At 56.5% G+C, this 15,927-nt stretch carries 13 protein-coding genes and 1 pseudogene; 8 read left to right on the forward strand and 6 right to left on the reverse strand.

Going from position 1 to position 15,927, the window contains the following annotated elements:
• Positions 1-63: 63 nt before the first annotated feature.
• Positions 64-969, reverse strand: coding sequence for a LysR family transcriptional regulator (locus F3I20_RS18445; protein WP_150015364.1), 906 nt, complete (start codon positions 967-969; stop codon positions 64-66).
• Positions 970-1,073: 104 nt separating this feature from the next.
• Here F3I20_RS18445 and budA point away from each other — a divergent pair, with 104 nt between their 5' ends.
• The 6 genes from budA (at position 1,074) to F3I20_RS18475 (ending at position 8,654) form a co-directional block, all read left to right on the forward strand.
• Positions 1,074-1,856 (forward strand): acetolactate decarboxylase, encoded by a 783-nt coding sequence (gene budA / locus F3I20_RS18450; protein ID WP_150038076.1) that lies wholly within the window; start codon positions 1,074-1,076, stop codon positions 1,854-1,856.
• 14 nt (positions 1,857-1,870) lie between these two features.
• Positions 1,871-3,550: an acetolactate synthase AlsS gene (gene alsS, locus F3I20_RS18455; RefSeq protein WP_150015362.1), complete on the forward strand. Its 1,680-nt coding sequence runs from the start codon at positions 1,871-1,873 to the stop codon at positions 3,548-3,550.
• A gap of 21 nt (positions 3,551-3,571) precedes the next feature.
• On the forward strand, positions 3,572-4,345 hold the full coding sequence (locus F3I20_RS18460) for a (S)-acetoin forming diacetyl reductase (RefSeq protein WP_150015361.1): 774 nt from the start codon (positions 3,572-3,574) through the stop codon (positions 4,343-4,345).
• Between the two features lie 204 nt (positions 4,346-4,549).
• Positions 4,550-6,001, forward strand: a complete 1,452-nt coding sequence (locus F3I20_RS18465; protein ID WP_150015360.1) for a flagellin N-terminal helical domain-containing protein — start codon at positions 4,550-4,552, stop codon at positions 5,999-6,001.
• A gap of 334 nt (positions 6,002-6,335) precedes the next feature.
• Entirely contained in the window at positions 6,336-7,649 is a 1,314-nt protein-coding gene (locus F3I20_RS18470; protein WP_150015359.1) for a CitMHS family transporter, read from the forward strand.
• Between the two features lie 165 nt (positions 7,650-7,814).
• A complete protein-coding gene (locus F3I20_RS18475) occupies positions 7,815-8,654 on the forward strand; it encodes an MBL fold metallo-hydrolase (protein ID WP_150015358.1) in 840 nt (279 codons plus the stop codon).
• Between the two features lie 48 nt (positions 8,655-8,702).
• Here the strand turns inward: F3I20_RS18475 and F3I20_RS18480 are convergent, their stop codons facing one another.
• The gene (locus tag F3I20_RS18480; RefSeq protein ID WP_150015357.1) at positions 8,703-9,017 is read right to left on the reverse strand and encodes a HigA family addiction module antitoxin; all 315 of its coding nucleotides are present in this window, start codon (positions 9,015-9,017) and stop codon (positions 8,703-8,705) included.
• A 178-nt stretch (positions 9,018-9,195) separates the two neighbouring features.
• Here F3I20_RS18480 and yefM point away from each other — a divergent pair, with 178 nt between their 5' ends.
• Positions 9,196-9,447: a YoeB-YefM toxin-antitoxin system antitoxin YefM gene (gene yefM, locus F3I20_RS18490; RefSeq protein WP_150038078.1), complete on the forward strand. Its 252-nt coding sequence runs from the start codon at positions 9,196-9,198 to the stop codon at positions 9,445-9,447.
• A 158-nt stretch (positions 9,448-9,605) separates the two neighbouring features.
• On the opposite strand, the gene F3I20_RS18495 is transcribed toward yefM, so the two are convergent.
• The 4 genes and pseudogenes from F3I20_RS18495 to F3I20_RS18510 all read right to left on the reverse strand — a co-directional run bounded on the left by F3I20_RS18495 (position 9,606) and on the right by F3I20_RS18510 (position 15,082).
• Positions 9,606-12,143 (reverse strand): excinuclease ABC subunit UvrA, encoded by a 2,538-nt coding sequence (locus tag F3I20_RS18495; RefSeq protein WP_150015355.1) that lies wholly within the window; start codon positions 12,141-12,143, stop codon positions 9,606-9,608.
• A 220-nt stretch (positions 12,144-12,363) separates the two neighbouring features.
• A pseudogene (locus tag F3I20_RS18500) lies at positions 12,364-12,474 on the reverse strand (transcriptional regulator); the annotation flags it as partial.
• Between the two features lie 299 nt (positions 12,475-12,773).
• Positions 12,774-14,237: a YsnF/AvaK domain-containing protein gene (locus F3I20_RS18505; protein WP_150015354.1), complete on the reverse strand. Its 1,464-nt coding sequence runs from the start codon at positions 14,235-14,237 to the stop codon at positions 12,774-12,776.
• A 275-nt stretch (positions 14,238-14,512) separates the two neighbouring features.
• Positions 14,513-15,082, reverse strand: coding sequence for a pyridoxamine 5'-phosphate oxidase family protein (locus tag F3I20_RS18510; RefSeq protein ID WP_150015353.1), 570 nt, complete (start codon positions 15,080-15,082; stop codon positions 14,513-14,515).
• A 252-nt stretch (positions 15,083-15,334) separates the two neighbouring features.
• Between F3I20_RS18510 and F3I20_RS18515 the strand changes: the two genes are divergently transcribed.
• Positions 15,335-15,919, forward strand: coding sequence for a GNAT family N-acetyltransferase (locus F3I20_RS18515; RefSeq protein ID WP_150015352.1), 585 nt, complete (start codon positions 15,335-15,337; stop codon positions 15,917-15,919).
• Positions 15,920-15,927: the final 8 nt, after the last annotated feature.

Raw genomic sequence — 15,927 nt, forward strand, 5'->3', positions numbered from 1 at the left:
TATTGGCATCCCGGCCACGGGCCGCCAGTTGGTTATTGTTTTCAGTACAATAGCTGGCGCTTATCAACCCGCTTCGCCTGGTGTCACAGGCGGCTCGGCCAGCAGCGCCAGCAGATGCAGCACCGCTTTTGATGGGTGATGCCGACGCCAGGCAAATGCGACATCAGTAAACAGGGTGTTGTTTTCGATATCGCAGAAGCTGACCTCCGGGTTATCGACGCAGCGCAGCGACTCTGGCACCAGCGCAATTCCGCAGCCTGCCGCCACCATGCCCAGCGATGTGGTGATCTGTGGTGCCTGCTGAAAAGTGTGACGGGAAAAGCCCGCCCGCAGGCAGGCCGTGACAATCAGCTCATACAGGCTAGGTGAAACGTCGCGCGGGAAGATTATCAGGGTTTCATCCGCCAGCGCGGACAACGCGACTGCGGGCGTGCCGCTTAGAGGATGGCTGCGCGGCAGTGCTATCAGCATCTTCTCGGTGGAGATCACGCGCAGATTAAACGCCTTACTGCTTTCGCACGGCAGGCGGATAAAGGCCGCATCCAGCAAACCCTCCTGTAGATCCTGCATAAGTAACGACATGTTCTCTTCACGCGTTAGCAGCTCCATCGCCGGATAGCGATCTGTAAACTGACGGATAAGGGTGAAGATGCGCGGATTAAACGCCACCGAGCTGGCAAACCCCAGCGACAGCTGGCCACTGATCCCGCGGGCAATACCTCGCGCGTTCTCCAGCGCCTGATCGGCCAGTTGGACAATTTGCTGCGCATCCGCCAGAAACGCTTCCCCCGCTTCAGTAAGTTCCACTCCGCGCGTCAGCCGCTTCAGTAGCGGTGTGCCAATCTCCTGCTCCAGCCGCAGTATCTGCTGGCTCAGCGGCGGCTGAGAAATTCCCAGCATTTCAGCGGCTCGGGTGAAGTGAAGCGTCTCGGCTACGGCAACAAAATAACGCAGGTGGCGCAGTTCCATATCAAAAACGTCTCAAAGTTAACAGGTTTCGCTATTGGACCCACCGACTGAATCGGTTCACCATTAGGTTAACACGGCTTAACGGTTAATCGATGAGGCATGAAATGAGCAATTGTGTAACTGATTGTTCCTGTGAGGATCAACTAAAACATACTGTCTTAACGCTTTCCCAGGATGCACCAGAAAGCGTTATCTATCAGACCTCTTTAATGAGTGCGTTGCTGAGCGGCGTCTACGACGGGAATGTTCGCATCGCCGACCTGCTGCGCAAAGGGGATTTCGGCCTGGGCACATTTAACCGGCTGGATGGCGAGATGATTGCGTTCGACAGCAAGGTCTATCAGCTGCACTCAGATGGCAGTGCGCATCCGGCCGATCCGGCTCAGAAAACCCCGTTTGCGGTCATGACCTTTTTCAAACCGCAGCACCTGTTTGCGTTTGACCGGCCGATGTCGCGTGAAGACATCCATCGGGTGATTGACAGCGAAATCATCTCCGATAACCAGTTCTGCGCGTTGCGCATCAGCGGTCGTTTCAGCCGCGTCGACACCCGCACTGTGCCATGCCAGTGCCGTCCCTATCGCTCCATGCCGGAAGTGCTGGGCGATCAGCCGACCTTCTCCTTCAGCCAGCGTGAGGGCGAACTGATTGGCTTCCGCACCCCGCAATATATGCAGGGCATTAACGTGGCGGGCTATCACGAACATTTTATTACCGACGACCGCGAAGGCGGCGGCCACATTCTCGATTATGCGCTGGAACAGGGCACCCTGACCTTTGGTGCCATCAGCAAGCTGGTCGTGGATCTGCCGCAGGACAGTGACTTTCTCAATGCCGACCTGAACCCCGCCAATCTTGACGCCGCGATCCGTGCGGTAGAAAGCTAATCAGAGGAATGACGATGAAAACTCCAACCGATACCACGCTCTGGACCTGCGGCGCTGACCTGGTGGTCGCACAGCTTGAGGCGCAGGGCGTGCAGCATGTTTTTGGCATTCCTGGCGCAAAGATCGATAAGGTTTTTGATTCCCTGCTGGATTCCTCCATCCAGACTATCCCGGTTCGTCATGAAGCCAATGCCGCCTTCATGGCCGCCGCAGTGGGCCGGCTGACCGGCAATGCGGGTGTGGCACTGGTTACGTCCGGGCCGGGCTGCTCTAACCTGATCACCGGCATGGCCACCGCCACCAGCGAAGGCGATCCGGTGGTCGCCATCGGCGGCCAGGTGAAACGCTCGGACAGCGCCAAGCAGGTTCACCAGAGCATGGATACCGTGTCCATGTTTCGCCCGATCACCAAATATGCGGTTGAGGTGACCGATCCCTCTGCGCTCTCTGAATGCCTGTCGAATGCGTTTCGTCACGCCGAGCATGGCCGGGGCGGCGGTGCCTTTATCAGCCTGCCGCAGGATATTGTCGACCAGCCGGTGACCGGCAAAGCACTGAGCAGCAAAGGTCGACCGGTACTGGGTGCCGCGCCAGACGCGATGATCGACACGGTCAGCCAGGCGATTGCCGGCGCGAAAAATCCGGTCATCCTGCTGGGATTGATGGCGAGCCAGCCGGAAAACAGCGAAGCGATTCACGATCTGCTGAGCCGCAGTCACATTCCGGTCACCAGCACCTATCAGGCTGCGGGCGCGATCAGACAGGATCACTTCTCACGCTTCGCCGGTCGCGTCGGACTGTTTAACAACCAGGCGGGTGACCGGCTGCTGCAACAGGCTGACCTGATCATCACCATCGGTTACAGCCCGGTCGAATATGAACCAGCGATGTGGAACAGCGGTAGTGCCACCCTGATTCACATCGACGTGATTCCGGCAGAGACTGACAACCGCTACCTGCCGGACGCGGAGCTGGTGGGTGATATCGCCGCCACGGTGCGTAAACTGGCAGCACGTATTACCGCGCCGCTGCAGCTGACAGCGGAAGCCGCCAGCATCCTGGAAGATCGTCAGCAGCAACGCAAACTGCTGGCGATGCAGGGTGCCAGCCTGAATCAGTTTGCCCTGCATCCGCTGCGCATCGTGCGCGCCATGCAGGACATCATTAACAGCGACGTGAGCCTGACCGTTGATATGGGCAGCTTTCACATCTGGATCGCCCGCTATCTCTACAGCTTTCGCGCCCGCCAGATCATGATCTCCAATGGTCAGCAGACCATGGGCGTGGCACTGCCGTGGGCGATTGGTGCCTGGCTGGTCGATCCGCAGCGCAAAGTGGTATCGGTTTCAGGGGATGGTGGTTTCCTGCAGTCCAGCATGGAGCTGGAAACGGCTGTCCGTTTAAAAGCCAATATCCTGCACATCGTCTGGGTCGATAACGCCTACAACATGGTGGCAATGCAGGAAGAGAAAAAATATCACCGCGTCTCAGGTGTCAATTTTGGCCCGGTCGATTTCAAAGCCTACGCCGAAGCGTTTGGCGCTGCGGGCTTTGCGGTGACCAGCGCGGCAGAGCTGGAGCCGACGCTGCGTAAAGCGATGGATGTTCAGGGTCCTGCCGTGGTGGCTGTGCCGGTCGATTACGCCGACAACCCGCTGCTGATGGGTCAGCTCCATCTGAGCCAGCTTCTTTAATCTCGTAAAAAGGAAATCAGGATGAAAAACAGAGTGGCATTTGTAACGGGCGCAGGACAGGGCATTGGTGAAGCGATCGCCCTGCGTCTGGCAAAAGATGGGCTGGCGGTGGCCGTAGCCGATTTCAATCAGGAGACCGCCCGCCAGGTCGCGGAGAAGATTAACCAGCAGGGTGGCAAAGCGATTGCCCTGAAAGTCGATGTCTCACAGCGCGATCAGGTGATGGATGCTGTTGAAGAGGCGCGTCGCGCGCTGGGCGGTTTTGACGTCATCGTCAACAATGCCGGTATTGCCCCCTCCACGCCGATTGCTGAGATCACCGAAGCGGTGGTCGACAAGGTCTATAACGTAAATGTCAAAGGGGTAATCTGGGGCATGCAGGCCGCAATTAAAGCGTTCGCCGCAGAAGGCCACGGCGGCAAAATCATCAACGCCTGTTCACAGGCGGGTCACGTCGGCAATCCGGAGCTGGCGGTCTACAGCTCGAGTAAGTTTGCCGTGCGTGGCCTGACACAGACCGCCGCACGCGATCTGGCTCCCGCCGGTATCACGGTCAACGCCTTCTGCCCGGGCATTGTCAGAACACCAATGTGGGAAGAGATCGACCGGCAAATCTCTGAAGCCGCCGGAAAACCCGCCGGTTACGGCACCGAAGAATTTGCAAAACGTATTACGCTGGGACGGCTTTCCGAACCGGAGGATGTGGCCGCCTGCGTCGCTTACCTCGCCAGTCCCGACTCCGATTATATGACCGGTCAGTCGCTGTTGATTGACGGCGGCATGGTGTTTAATTGATCTGCCCTCGCCTGCTGCGTCTCTGCGCAGCAGGCTTCTTTCCTGACCGGGCGAACCGTTAATTTATTTTATCTGAAAAGCAGTTATCCATCAGCCAGTTGCCCGCCTGACCCCGTCTTTGCTCAGTTTTTGTCGCCGCAGAGATTAAAGCTGCTTATCACCCTGCCGATAAAACAGAGACTCCTCTCCCTGTTCGAAGCGACCATGTTAACGATCAACCATAACGAAACCGCCGCCATTACGAACAAATTGCGGTACGGTACTGACTCCGTTCTGGGACGAACGGTTGAACGGCTATCATCAGGGATGCGGATTAACAGTGCCAAAGACGATGCGGCAGGTCAGGCGATAGCCAACCGTATGACGGCCAATGTCAACGCCGACGCAGTAGTGGCACGCGGCCTTAATGACGCCATCAGCTATTCCCAGACCGCCAGTGGCGGCCTGGGCACTATCGTCGATCTGCTGATTCAGGCGCGTACGCTGTCAGTCCAGGCCGCTAACGGTACGCTGTCGGACGCGGATCGGCAGAGCGTCAACAGCCAGTATCAGCAGATACTGGCCGGCATCAACGACGTTGCCGATCATACCGAGATTTTCGGGCGTTATCCGCTGGCAACCGATAATCCCGATCTGCCGCCTGCGAAACTGGGTAACGTTGACCCTATCAACGTTAAGTTCCCGGAGCCGGGCAAGAGTTACTCGTTTACCTCGGGTGTGATCCCGCTGGCCTATATTCCGGCAGGCTCAACATCGATAAGCATTACCATTGACTCACTGGGCCAGGATGACGATCTCCAGCTGTTTACCCGCGACGGCAAGCATCTGGCCGGTACGCCGCTGGACGGCAGTGCGCCTGATTACACCTGGGTCAGTAAAGGCATAACAGATCCGACAACGGCACAATCCCGCCTGCTGACCAGCAATAATGGTTTCTCCACTGGCGCGACCTATGACAGCTCACAGCTGCTGGAAGGCGGCACGAGCTGGGCGCTGGCGGGCAGTAACAGCAGCAGCTACAACGGGATGACCATCACCTACAGCGGTGACGGCGACCGTTATGAAGATGCCGCCAGCGGCGATTTCAACAACGGCACCAATACCGGCACCCGGCTGGAGCGCATCTCGCTGGACACCGTTAGCGAAGATTTGATTGTCGTGGTGGTAGGCAACGGCTCCTTCACCGGTAGTCTGACGTGGGGAAACCTGCCGGAACCTAAAGGCGTGCCTGCAACGCCGCCACATGAGAGTCGTCCTCTCGAAGTGATCACCAGCGCCGATTATGGCCAGCCGATCCAGTCGGATAGCATCCCCGCTACGCCGTCAGATACCAAAACGCTGGGACTCAACAACACTACCCTGCTGACCAGTGGTGACATCTCCACCACCATGAAGGCGCTGGATAAAGCGCTGGAGAAGATCAGCGGCTATCAGTCGCTCTATGGCGCAAAGATAAACCGTTACGAGTCAAACCGTAATGTGTTGTCACAGCAGGGCGTGGATACCTCAGCGGCTCGCAGCCGCATTCAGGATGCAGACTATGCTGAAGAAGCGAGTCAGCTGGCGCGCAGCCAGATTATCCAGCAGGGACAGACAGCCGTTAGCAAGATGGCCAATAAAACCCCTGAGATGATCATCCAGCTGCTTGGCAGCTAATACCTTTCACCGGCTAAGCCGCCTGGTTTAGCCCTTTCTCTTTTTGTCCTGCACCCTGACTTCTTTGCGCCTGCTCTGGTCCGAAACACCGGGTTACGCTTTTGCGCCTGTTGATCTCAGTCACACAAACTCGTTTAAGATTCGTTTAAAGATGATCGCGATCACCCTTCCTTGTTAAAGAAATGCTAAATCCTGACAACTATTTAATATCATCCTGCTGTGCAGGGTTAATTAAAACAACAGGTTAATTGTTACCATGCTAACTAATTACCTGAATTTTCCTGGCTTCATGTAACTTTTTCATTACTTTTACGCCATTGTGAGGGCTGCTATTTTGCTGACGATACTGGGTTTTTCCATGGTTGTTTGCTTCATGTATCTGATCATGACCAAACGCATGTCAGCCTTAATTGCGCTGATCCTGATACCAACCCTATTTGCGCTGATTGGCGGATTTTACGCCGGACTGGGTGCCATGATGCTGGATGGCGTCAAAAAGCTGGCCCCGACCGGCGTGATGCTGACCTTCTCCATTCTCTATTTTGGTCTGATGATCGATGCCGGACTGTTTGACCCGCTGGTACGCTTTATTCTCCGGCTGGTTCGCGGCGATCCGCTTAAAGTGCTGGTCGGCACCGCGGTGCTGACGCTGCTGGTTTCACTGGATGGTGACAGCTCGACGACCTACATGATCGCTATCGCCGCGTTCCTGCCACTCTATCACCGGCTGGGCATGAACGTGCTGATGATGACCTGCCTGGTCAACCTCGCCAGCGGCATCATGAACCTCTCTCCCTGGGGTGGACCGACGGCACGAGCCGCCGCGGCACTGCGCATTGATGCTCTCGACATCTTTATTCCGATGCTGCCTGCGATGCTGCTCGCCTGCGTCAGCCTGGTAGCGATGGCGGTGCTGTTTGGTCTGCGTGAGCGTAAACGGTTAGGCGTGATGACCATGAAAGATCACCATTTCGACAACATTGAACTGGGCCTCGGCGATGCCGAAGAGTGCGCCGCCAACCGCCGTCCGAAGATGTTCTGGCCTAACTTTATCCTGACCACCGTGCTGCTGGTGCTGCTGGTGATTGGTTTAATGCCGATTCAGATCCTGTTTATGCTGGCGTTTGCCATTGCGGTGATGCTCAACTATCCCACGCTGGAGGAGCAGAAAGCCCGTATCAGTTCCCATGCCGGTAACGTGCTGGCGGTGACCGCACTGATTTTTGCCGCCGGTATCTTCACCGGTATTCTCTCCGGCACCGGCATGGTGGATGCCATGGCGAAGAGTCTGCTGGCCGTGATCCCAACCAGCTTCGGACCTTACCTGGCGGTATTTACCGCGCTGGTCAGCCTGCCGTTCACCTTCTTTATGTCAAATGATGCTTTTTACTTCGGCATTCTGCCGGTTATCGCGCAGACGGCGGCCAGCTATGGCATTACCGCAGAAGAGATTGCCCGTGCTTCCATTGTCGGTCAGCCGTTCCACCTGCTGAGCCCGCTGGTGCCGTCGGTCTACCTGCTGGTGGGCCTGGCGAAAGTCGATATCGGCGACCACCAGCGCTTTGCCATCAAGTGGGGGATTCTGGTCAGTCTGGTATTAATGGCGGGCGGTCTGTTGACCGGTGCTTTCCCGCTGTTCCACAGTTAATTCTCTGCTTTCTGGCGGATAACCGGCTTTTTTCGCCCGGTTATCCGCTTCACCGCTCCGCCTGTTGTTTCAACCCGCTCTACACTCTATAGCCAGGCTGATGTGCTGCGCGCCGGACAGGCCGTAGTCTCTCAGAGATTTTGCCGATGACCCTATGGAGGCCCGATGAAAATTCACCACCTTAACTGTGGCTGTATGTGCCCGCTGGGCGGCGTGTTTTATGATGGATTCAGTAAAGGCCTGAAAGCGCACCTGGTCTGTCACTGCCTGCTGATTGAGACAGACCGCGACGGGCTGGTGCTGGTCGATACCGGCTTTGGCCGTCAGGATATCCATACGCCCGGCAGTCGCCTCTCGGGCTTTTTCCGCGCCTTAAACAATATTCAGCGGCGTGACGATCTCACCGCCTTATCACAGGTAAAGGGGCTGGGCTTTCGGGCTGACGATGTGCGCCATATTATTCTGACCCATCTCGATTTTGATCATGCTGGCGGACTGACCGATTTTCCGCAGGCGCGCATCCATCTGATGCAGCAGGAGGTCGATACCGCCCACCAGCGTCACAGCTGGTTGTCGCGTGAGCGCTATCGTCCCGGACAATGGGGCGGGATCGGCAACTGGGAAACCTATCAGCCGCAGGGGGAAACGTGGTTTGGTTTTGAGGCGGTTAATCGCCTGCGGGATTTACCCCCGGAGATTCTGCTGGTGCCGCTGGCGGGCCATACGCCGGGTCACGCGGGCATTGCGATTCAGCAATCCGATGGCTGGCTGCTGCACGGCGGCGACGCCTGGTTCTACCGGGGTGAAATGCGGCAACCGACGCGCCACTGCACGCCGGGACTGCGCTTTTACCAGTGGATGATGGGCATGGATAATGTGGCCAGACGGCACAACCAGCAGCGACTGCGTGAACTCTCCTGCCTGCGCGGCAACGAAATCACCTTTTTCTGCAGTCACGATGCGCGCGAGCTGGATGCGTTGCAGGTCAATACGCCGCTGCGCTGATGGGATAAACTCCGTAATAGTGATGGGGCAGCTACCTCAGAGCGAGGATTAAGCTGTCCCGTCGCGCCCCAGGGACGTCACGATCCCCGGATGCAGAGGCACGCCGGAAACGTCTGTCGTTTCTCGTACCTTGTGCAGATCGTATGCAGCCTGCATGGATAGCCAGAGCCGCGCCGCAATACCCAGCCCAGTCTCCAGCCGTACTGCCATTTCCGGGCTGACGGAGACTTTACCGTTTGCCACTTTGCTCAGCGATGCCGCCGAAACGCCCAGCTGTTTAGCCAGACTGCGCAGACTGATGCCGTTATCTTCCAGATATTCCGCTATCAGGCTGCCTGGGTGTGGCGGTTTAAACATTACCATCAATGATAATCCTTGAGGTTGAGAATGAATGCGTGGACGTTCGTGAATCCGAATGTGATGCGCCAGTTTGCTCTGACCGGAACTGAACAGACGTTCTTCCTTTCCCCGTGCCTGGGTGAAAGCGAAAGCCCGGCTTTTCATTGTACATTGGTTTGTTTTATTCACTGCGGAGGTCTTTATGAAAGCCATCATTTTCGGCGAAGCCCGACGGAATCTTTCTGCCACGATGATTCAGACGGCAGAAGATAAAGCACCAGTAATGATCATCCGCCGGAACGGTGAGTCCTGTGTGCTGATGTCGCTTGAAGAATATAACTCACTGGAAGAGACAGCCTGGCTACTGCGATCGCCTAAGAATGACCGCAGGTTGACGAATGCCATCGAAAGCCTGCGAAGCAGTAACGAGACTGACAAGGATATTATTGAGTGAAACCGGCCTGGTCCGCAGAAACCCGGCTGGTCTGTGCCGTCAGTCGAAATGCTCTGCCAATTGCCTCATGTCGTTATCACTATTAACGGGCTCAGCAGCGTGTCCTGAGCCCTTACAGGTCAGCCGTTTCAGCGGCGGCGTCATCCACTGCAATTTAATTACGCCGGATCACCCGTCCTCTTTTTAAGCTGCGCGTAAAGCCATGGCGCAGTCAGACTCTCAGCAGATGTGCTGACCGCTTCCGGCGTACCGGATGAGACAATCCTTCCGCCCTTCAGCCCCGAACCGGGCCCCAGATCAATCACCCAGTCCGCTTCAGCCACGATGCGCATTGTGTGTTCCGCCATTACGACGGTGTGGCCGCGCGTCACCAGTTCATCCAGCACAATCAGCAGTTTGTCCATGTCGGATGGGTGCAACCCGGTTGACGGTTCATCGAGCAGATAGAGCGTGGATGTGCGCTGGACGCGTTGCAGCTCCCAGGCGAGCTTGATGCGCTGACACTCACCGCCAGAGAGTTCCGTGGCGGGCTGACCCAGCGTCAGGTATCCCAGCCCCAGAGATCGCAGAGCCGACAGCGAACGCTGGATCCCGTCATACCCGTCAAAGACCCTGGTGGCGTCGTCTACGGTGAGATCAAGCACATCCGCTATGGTCAGGTCGTTCCACTGCACCTCCAGCGTTTCAGGGTTGTAACGGCTTCCCGCACAGACCGAGCAGGTTGCGGTGGCGCTGGGCATAAAGAGCAGCTCAATCGAAATCTGTCCCTGTCCCTCGCACGCAGGACAGCGACCCGCGGGCAGATTGAAGGAAAACCGGCTGGCGCTGAAACCTCGGGCTTTCGCCTCGGGGGTTTCTGCAAACAGCCTGCGGACAATGTCGAAAAAGCCGGTATAAGTAGCCAGATTGGAGCGTGGCGTCCGCCCGATAGGACGTTGATCGATTCTGACCAGACGACCAATAGCGTCATTTCCGCTGACAACCTGCCCCTTAACGTCCGGCACCAGGTCCTCTTCTTCACTCTCTTCACTGTCGGATGTTTTGTCAAAACGTCCGAGCATTTCCGGAAGCACGCGATTCAGCAGCGTCGATTTGCCAGAGCCGGAAACACCGGTAACCGCCGTCATTCTCGCCAGCGGGATGGCGATATCCACGCCGGTAATATTGTTGCAATGGACCTGCTCAAGCCTGAGCCAGCTCTCCGCGGGCCGGCGCTGGCGCATCCCGGTATAGCTGCGGGAGAAGAGATAGCCTGAGGTAGGCGAGGCACTGACGTCTTTAAGCCCTGCCGGTTCACCGTTATAAACAATCTCACCGCCATGCGTTCCCGGGCCGGGACCGACTTCGATGAGCCAGTCCGCCTCGGCAATGAGATCAATATTATGCTCGACGACTACCAGCGAGTTACCTGCACGTACCAGGTTCTTCAGGGATGCGAGCAGCGCTTTGACATCCTCGGGATGCAGACCGGCAGAAGGCTCATCCAGCACGTAAAGCACGCCAAACAGCCGCGATATCAGCTGGGTGGCCAGACGTACGCGCTGCAGCTCGCCGGATGAGAGCAGCGTTGTTCGGCGTCCCGGTGCCAGATGACCCAGTCCCAGCGTCTCAAGCTGTTCAAGCCGCATGCAGATATCTGACGCCATCCGGATCACTGCTTCCCGCAGAGCCGTCTCGACTGGCAGATCCGCTGAGGTGCCATTCGCATAAGGCTTCAGCCGTTCCGCAAGCCCGGAGACCGACAGCTCACTCAGGCTGGCAATGTCATAACCGGCAAAGGTCACGGACAGCGCGTTCCGGTTTAACCTTTTGCCGTGACACGCTGAACAGGGTGTGACAGTGACAAAGCGCGCCAGCCGTTTTTTCGTCGTCTCGCTGCCAGTGGAATAGCTCTGCAATACGATTTTTGCTGCGCTGGTGTAAGTGCCGGTATAAGCGGGCTCTTCGCCAGCCGCCAGCGCTTTTTCACGCTGTTCAGCGTTAAGACCCATAAAAATCGGCACTGATGGCTGCTCGTCAGTCAGCAGTATCCACTGCTGGTCGCGGGCTGAAAGCGTATCCCAGGGGGCATCGACATCGTAGCCGAGTGTCTCAAGGATGCTGCGCAGATTTTTGTTATGCCAGCCCCGCGGCCATGAAGCTATGGCACCCTGCCGGATACTCAGTGACCTGTCCGGCACCATCGCCTCGGTTCTGACGGTATGAACCCGTCCCAGCCCCTGGCAATGCGGACAGGCACCTTCAGGATTGTTAGGCGAAAAATAATCGGCGGTCATAAACGGCACACCGTCAGGCCTTGTGCCCGCACGGGAAAACAGCAGGCGCAGCGTGACGGAAATTCGGGTCAGGCTGCCCACCGTTGAACGCTCCTGCGCGCCAGCCCGGCTCTGCTGTAGGGCCACTGCAGGCGGGAGTCCGTCAATGTTATCCACATCTGGCGCAGCGGCCTGATCGATCAGGCGACGGGCATGGGGTGAAATCGACTCAATAAACCGGCGCTGAGCTTCTGCATAAAGCGTGTCAAAGGCGAGTGAGGATTTCCCGGAGCCTGAAACCCCGGTGAACACCACCATGGCATTCCGGGGAAACCGCAGCGACACATCCTTGAGATTGTGTGTTCTTGCACCCTGTACCGAGATATAAGGATCAATGTGCTCATCCGCGCGATAAGTATGGGCGTTGTCTTGTTCTGTCATGGTGTCCCTGTTTGATGATGCACGGCAGATGAACGATCACCTGCCGTTAATGACTGAAAATCGCAGAGGCTGACCCGGCTTTCGGGCTATCCGGCCCACTACGGGACAGAAACACCAGCAAGGGTAGTCAGGAATTTTAGTCAGCACAACGTGAAGGAAGGCTGATTCAGGGCTGTACAAAAGAGCAGCCCATAAAAAAGCCCGCACAGGGCGGGCTTTAGTTACCGGCTTCACTTCCCGGTTCTGGCTCATTGTCGAACAGGGGAGATACGGCGGCCAGAGCGGCTTCATAATCTGCTTCACTGTGAATCGGTTTGATTTTATAAGTCATCACAATTCCACCGTATTTGCGTTTATCCTGTCGTATGTCGATTTATCTTAAGATGATGGCTGTGCCATTGCGCGCTTAGCAGAAACAAAACACATGAGCACAGAAATGGCGTCCATGCGTTCAGCTCCAGTTATGAACGTTACCCTGGCAGGTCGGTACACATAATGACCATTCCGGGCGAAAAAGACTGAAAGTCGATCCCGCGCCGGAGAGTTAAGTCAAAACATACTCTGTACGCCAAAAAACCCGTCGCTGACGGGTTTTTTCAGGCCTGAAAGAGGAACGTCAACGTGACAGCATTACGGTTTTTTAAACTTGTCTTCGACCTTCTCTTTTGCTTCGGCAATTTTATCCCCGGCTTTTTCCGCGAAACCCTCTTTATGCGCAGGTTCGCTGCCTGGCGTTACCGGACGGCTGTCGTCACCGCGCGCCTGACGCGTGCTTTCCAGCAGCGGATCGGTCGCGGCAGGATTACCGGTCACGGGGTCTGTATTGAGATGGTCGGCGCGGGCATGGTCAATATCCACCTCCTGACGACGTACCGAATCATTGATGGTTTCAACCCGATCGCTGGCCTCTTTACGCAGCACCACTTCTTCAATGATCTGCGCAGTCTTATTGACCACCGGCTGCTCATGCGTCTCTTCCACTTCAACCGTTTTTTCAGACCAGTCAACCTGGTCCGGTGAGCCCGTTTCGTTCACCGGACGACGGAAGATTTCGGCATGCTGCTCATGCAGAGAGATATTTTCAGACACCCGATCCGTGACAGTGTAGCGGCGCACGCGGGTTGATCCTTCGCTGACCAGTCGTTTACCTACTTCCAGTCGCTCTTCAGCCAGACGCAGCACATCCTCGTCACTCTCATCACCAGTCAGGGCCGCACGTGCCGCACCGCGATGGGCAGGATCGGTATGGCGTGGATCGATGGCACCCTTATCCTGAAGCGTTCCGCTGGCGGGCGCTGTCAGGCCATCATCGGTCGCATAGTCATCAGGCAATGCGGCACTGCGCTCAGTCAGCTCTTCATGCGCATCCAGGATGCCCAGTGCGCGCGGCAACTCATCTTCATCAGCCCGCAGCGACAGCACCACACCGCCGGTACGCATCGCATCTTCATAGACTTCGGCCTGATCCTCTTCCAGCGTGTTGCCAAACAGGCGCTGCCAGAAGCCCGGATGACGGGCTTCATGACCTTCAGTGCGCAGCCGTTCACCCGAGATGATATCAATGTCATCATCCAGGAACCCGGCCTTAATCAGGTTACGCTTTGCCCCTTCTGCCAGTGAGATATTGCTGAACATTGTTACGATTGTTTCACGCGCCATGTTGTGTTCCTCGGTGATGGATTCGGACGGCTCTGAATAGGGTATTCGGGTCAGATGAGCCTGCTGTCGGCGCAGGGAGACAATCTGTTCGGTCTCCACCTCGCTGACGACTTTGCGAATGTGCCACTCCTCTTTCAGCACCAGATGACGGACAATCTCGACCTCTTCTTCGACAATCGGGATAATCAGGACGCCATTTTCTTCACGGATCGCTGGCATCTCAGTCAGCCGATCCGATTTAGGAATGCGTTGAATGTCCGCCGTCTGCTGCCGGAGCATCAGCGCAATTTTCTGCTGATGTTCAGTGACCTGGCGGGTAACCCTGACATGAGCGTCGACGACCCGCTGTTTCGAGACCTCAACGGTTTCCTCCGCCAGACTTAAGACCTGTTCGCGACTCTCTGACCCTGTTTTTTCAGGAGGTTGATTGTTCATGGTTAACCTGCCTGTGATACAGAACGATCATTGGTGCTTTCCGTGACCTTGAGCATAAGTGACTGCTTTCCGGTTAGTTAAAGCCTGGCACAAACATTGACAAAGGGAAGAAAAAAGCAGAAATATGCCGCGATATGAAGATAACATGGCGCTAAAATCGGATAAGCGATGCGGCAGATAAAAAGAGGATCATAGTATGAACAGCAGTGAAATCTCTGTTTTCAGTTGAGAAAAAGAGAACGGGTCAGGCATTGAGCGCGTCTGACATGGCTGCCTCAGGGGTTGATCCATCCGCTTTCCTGCCGTTCGCCATGGGCGGAATAGTGAAACAGTGCGCGCTGATTTTCATTGCGCTGAAGCTGATACGCATCCAGCATGCTGACCTGCACAATCACCACGCCAAAACGCGATTCGCCCGTTTCTGCTGTCGACGCGTCCAGTGTCTCGTGAGCGGGAGCCAGTGCTTCTCCCGGCGGCCCGCCGATATAGGTCTGGCGCGTGTGTTGCGGTAACGTATGCCAGGCGTCACGGGCAACCGCACTTCCCGCTGCGTAACATTCAGCCTGTCCCACCAGCCGTAGCTGCAGGCGACGCTCATGGCAATATCCCAGCACGGTAACCTGGGGGTTCGCCGCCATCTCCAGCCACTTAGGACTTCGCACATCAGTATGAAAGGTCAGCATCCGGCGGACATCATGGCACTCGCGCAGCACCACAGTGCGAGCCTGAGGCCGTTGTCCAGCATCCACGGTAGCGAGCGTCAGATAATGAAATCCGGCCTGCGGATCGGCGGCAGCTTCTGCCAGTGCTGCCCAGCTGGCTGTTTCAAAGGTTTTCAGATCCATTGGAAATTACTCTCATCAGGGACAATGTCAGCCATCTGGCTAAAAGCGTAGCAATGATGTGAGCAGATGGCCTGTCTGCTCCGCTGTGGAAGAAAATATGATCCGCGAGTTGCCGGGCAATATCGCGGAGGGTGAGACAGCCGAGGGATTGCGGAATGCCTCGCAAAGTCACGCACACCCGTGCCATCAGTCTGCCGCTCTGTGCTATTTTTGCGCCATCACCTTACCGTCTTGCCCGCAGGGAATAGCACTATGTCTGCTGAGAAGCCCGCTGAAGTCCGGCCAGAAATGCCCGTTAACGTCACCTCGCCGCGCCTGACCTATCGGCCACTGAGTCAGGAAGACTGGCCCTTTTATCTTGCGGTCAGTCAGGACAGATCGGTGATGAAGTACATCAGCGATCCGCGCAGTGCTGAAGAGATCCGAACCCTGTCATTCAACGTGCGCCTGCCAGCCTGGTACAAAGGCTGCACACACTGGCTTTGCCTGGTCATTGAGGAAAAAGCGACGGGTCTTCCGGCAGGCTTCTGCGGGTTTATCGATCGCGGAGAAGGTGTTGCGGAATCCGGGTTTATTCTGGCCACGGAGGCACAGGGCAAAGGCTACGGCAGCGAGTCGCTGCATGCCATAATCGCCTTCTGCTTTGAGCAACAGGGTTACCGCAAAATGACCGCAACGGTGACGGCAGGCAATGTCGCCTCACGCCACACGCTGCTCTCCGCGGGCTTTATTCAGGAAGGCACCCTGCGGCAGAATTTCTTCCTCAATGGTCAGTGGCAGGATGACTGGATTTTCGGATTGCTGAAACAGGATTACCGACCCGGACAGCCAGACTGACGGGCGTC

The organism is Candidatus Pantoea gossypiicola (genome assembly GCF_008632075.1).
GTDB classification, from domain to species: Bacteria; Pseudomonadota; Gammaproteobacteria; order Enterobacterales; family Enterobacteriaceae; genus Pantoea; species Pantoea gossypiicola.

Coding starts and splice junctions, on each gene's coding strand:
- F3I20_RS18445 (WP_150015364.1), bottom strand. CDS start 969: ATGGAACTGCGCCACCTGCGTTATTTTGTTGCCGTAGCCGAGACGCTT.
- budA (WP_150038076.1), top strand. CDS start 1,074: ATGAGCAATTGTGTAACTGATTGTTCCTGTGAGGATCAACTAAAACAT.
- alsS (WP_150015362.1), top strand. CDS start 1,871: ATGAAAACTCCAACCGATACCACGCTCTGGACCTGCGGCGCTGACCTG.
- F3I20_RS18460 (WP_150015361.1), top strand. CDS start 3,572: ATGAAAAACAGAGTGGCATTTGTAACGGGCGCAGGACAGGGCATTGGT.
- F3I20_RS18465 (WP_150015360.1), top strand. CDS start 4,550: ATGTTAACGATCAACCATAACGAAACCGCCGCCATTACGAACAAATTG.
- F3I20_RS18475 (WP_150015358.1), top strand. CDS start 7,815: ATGAAAATTCACCACCTTAACTGTGGCTGTATGTGCCCGCTGGGCGGC.
- F3I20_RS18480 (WP_150015357.1), bottom strand. CDS start 9,017: ATGGTAATGTTTAAACCGCCACACCCAGGCAGCCTGATAGCGGAATAT.
- yefM (WP_150038078.1), top strand. CDS start 9,196: ATGAAAGCCATCATTTTCGGCGAAGCCCGACGGAATCTTTCTGCCACG.
- F3I20_RS18495 (WP_150015355.1), bottom strand. CDS start 12,143: ATGACAGAACAAGACAACGCCCATACTTATCGCGCGGATGAGCACATT.
- F3I20_RS18505 (WP_150015354.1), bottom strand. CDS start 14,237: ATGAACAATCAACCTCCTGAAAAAACAGGGTCAGAGAGTCGCGAACAG.
- F3I20_RS18510 (WP_150015353.1), bottom strand. CDS start 15,082: ATGGATCTGAAAACCTTTGAAACAGCCAGCTGGGCAGCACTGGCAGAA.
- F3I20_RS18515 (WP_150015352.1), top strand. CDS start 15,335: ATGTCTGCTGAGAAGCCCGCTGAAGTCCGGCCAGAAATGCCCGTTAAC.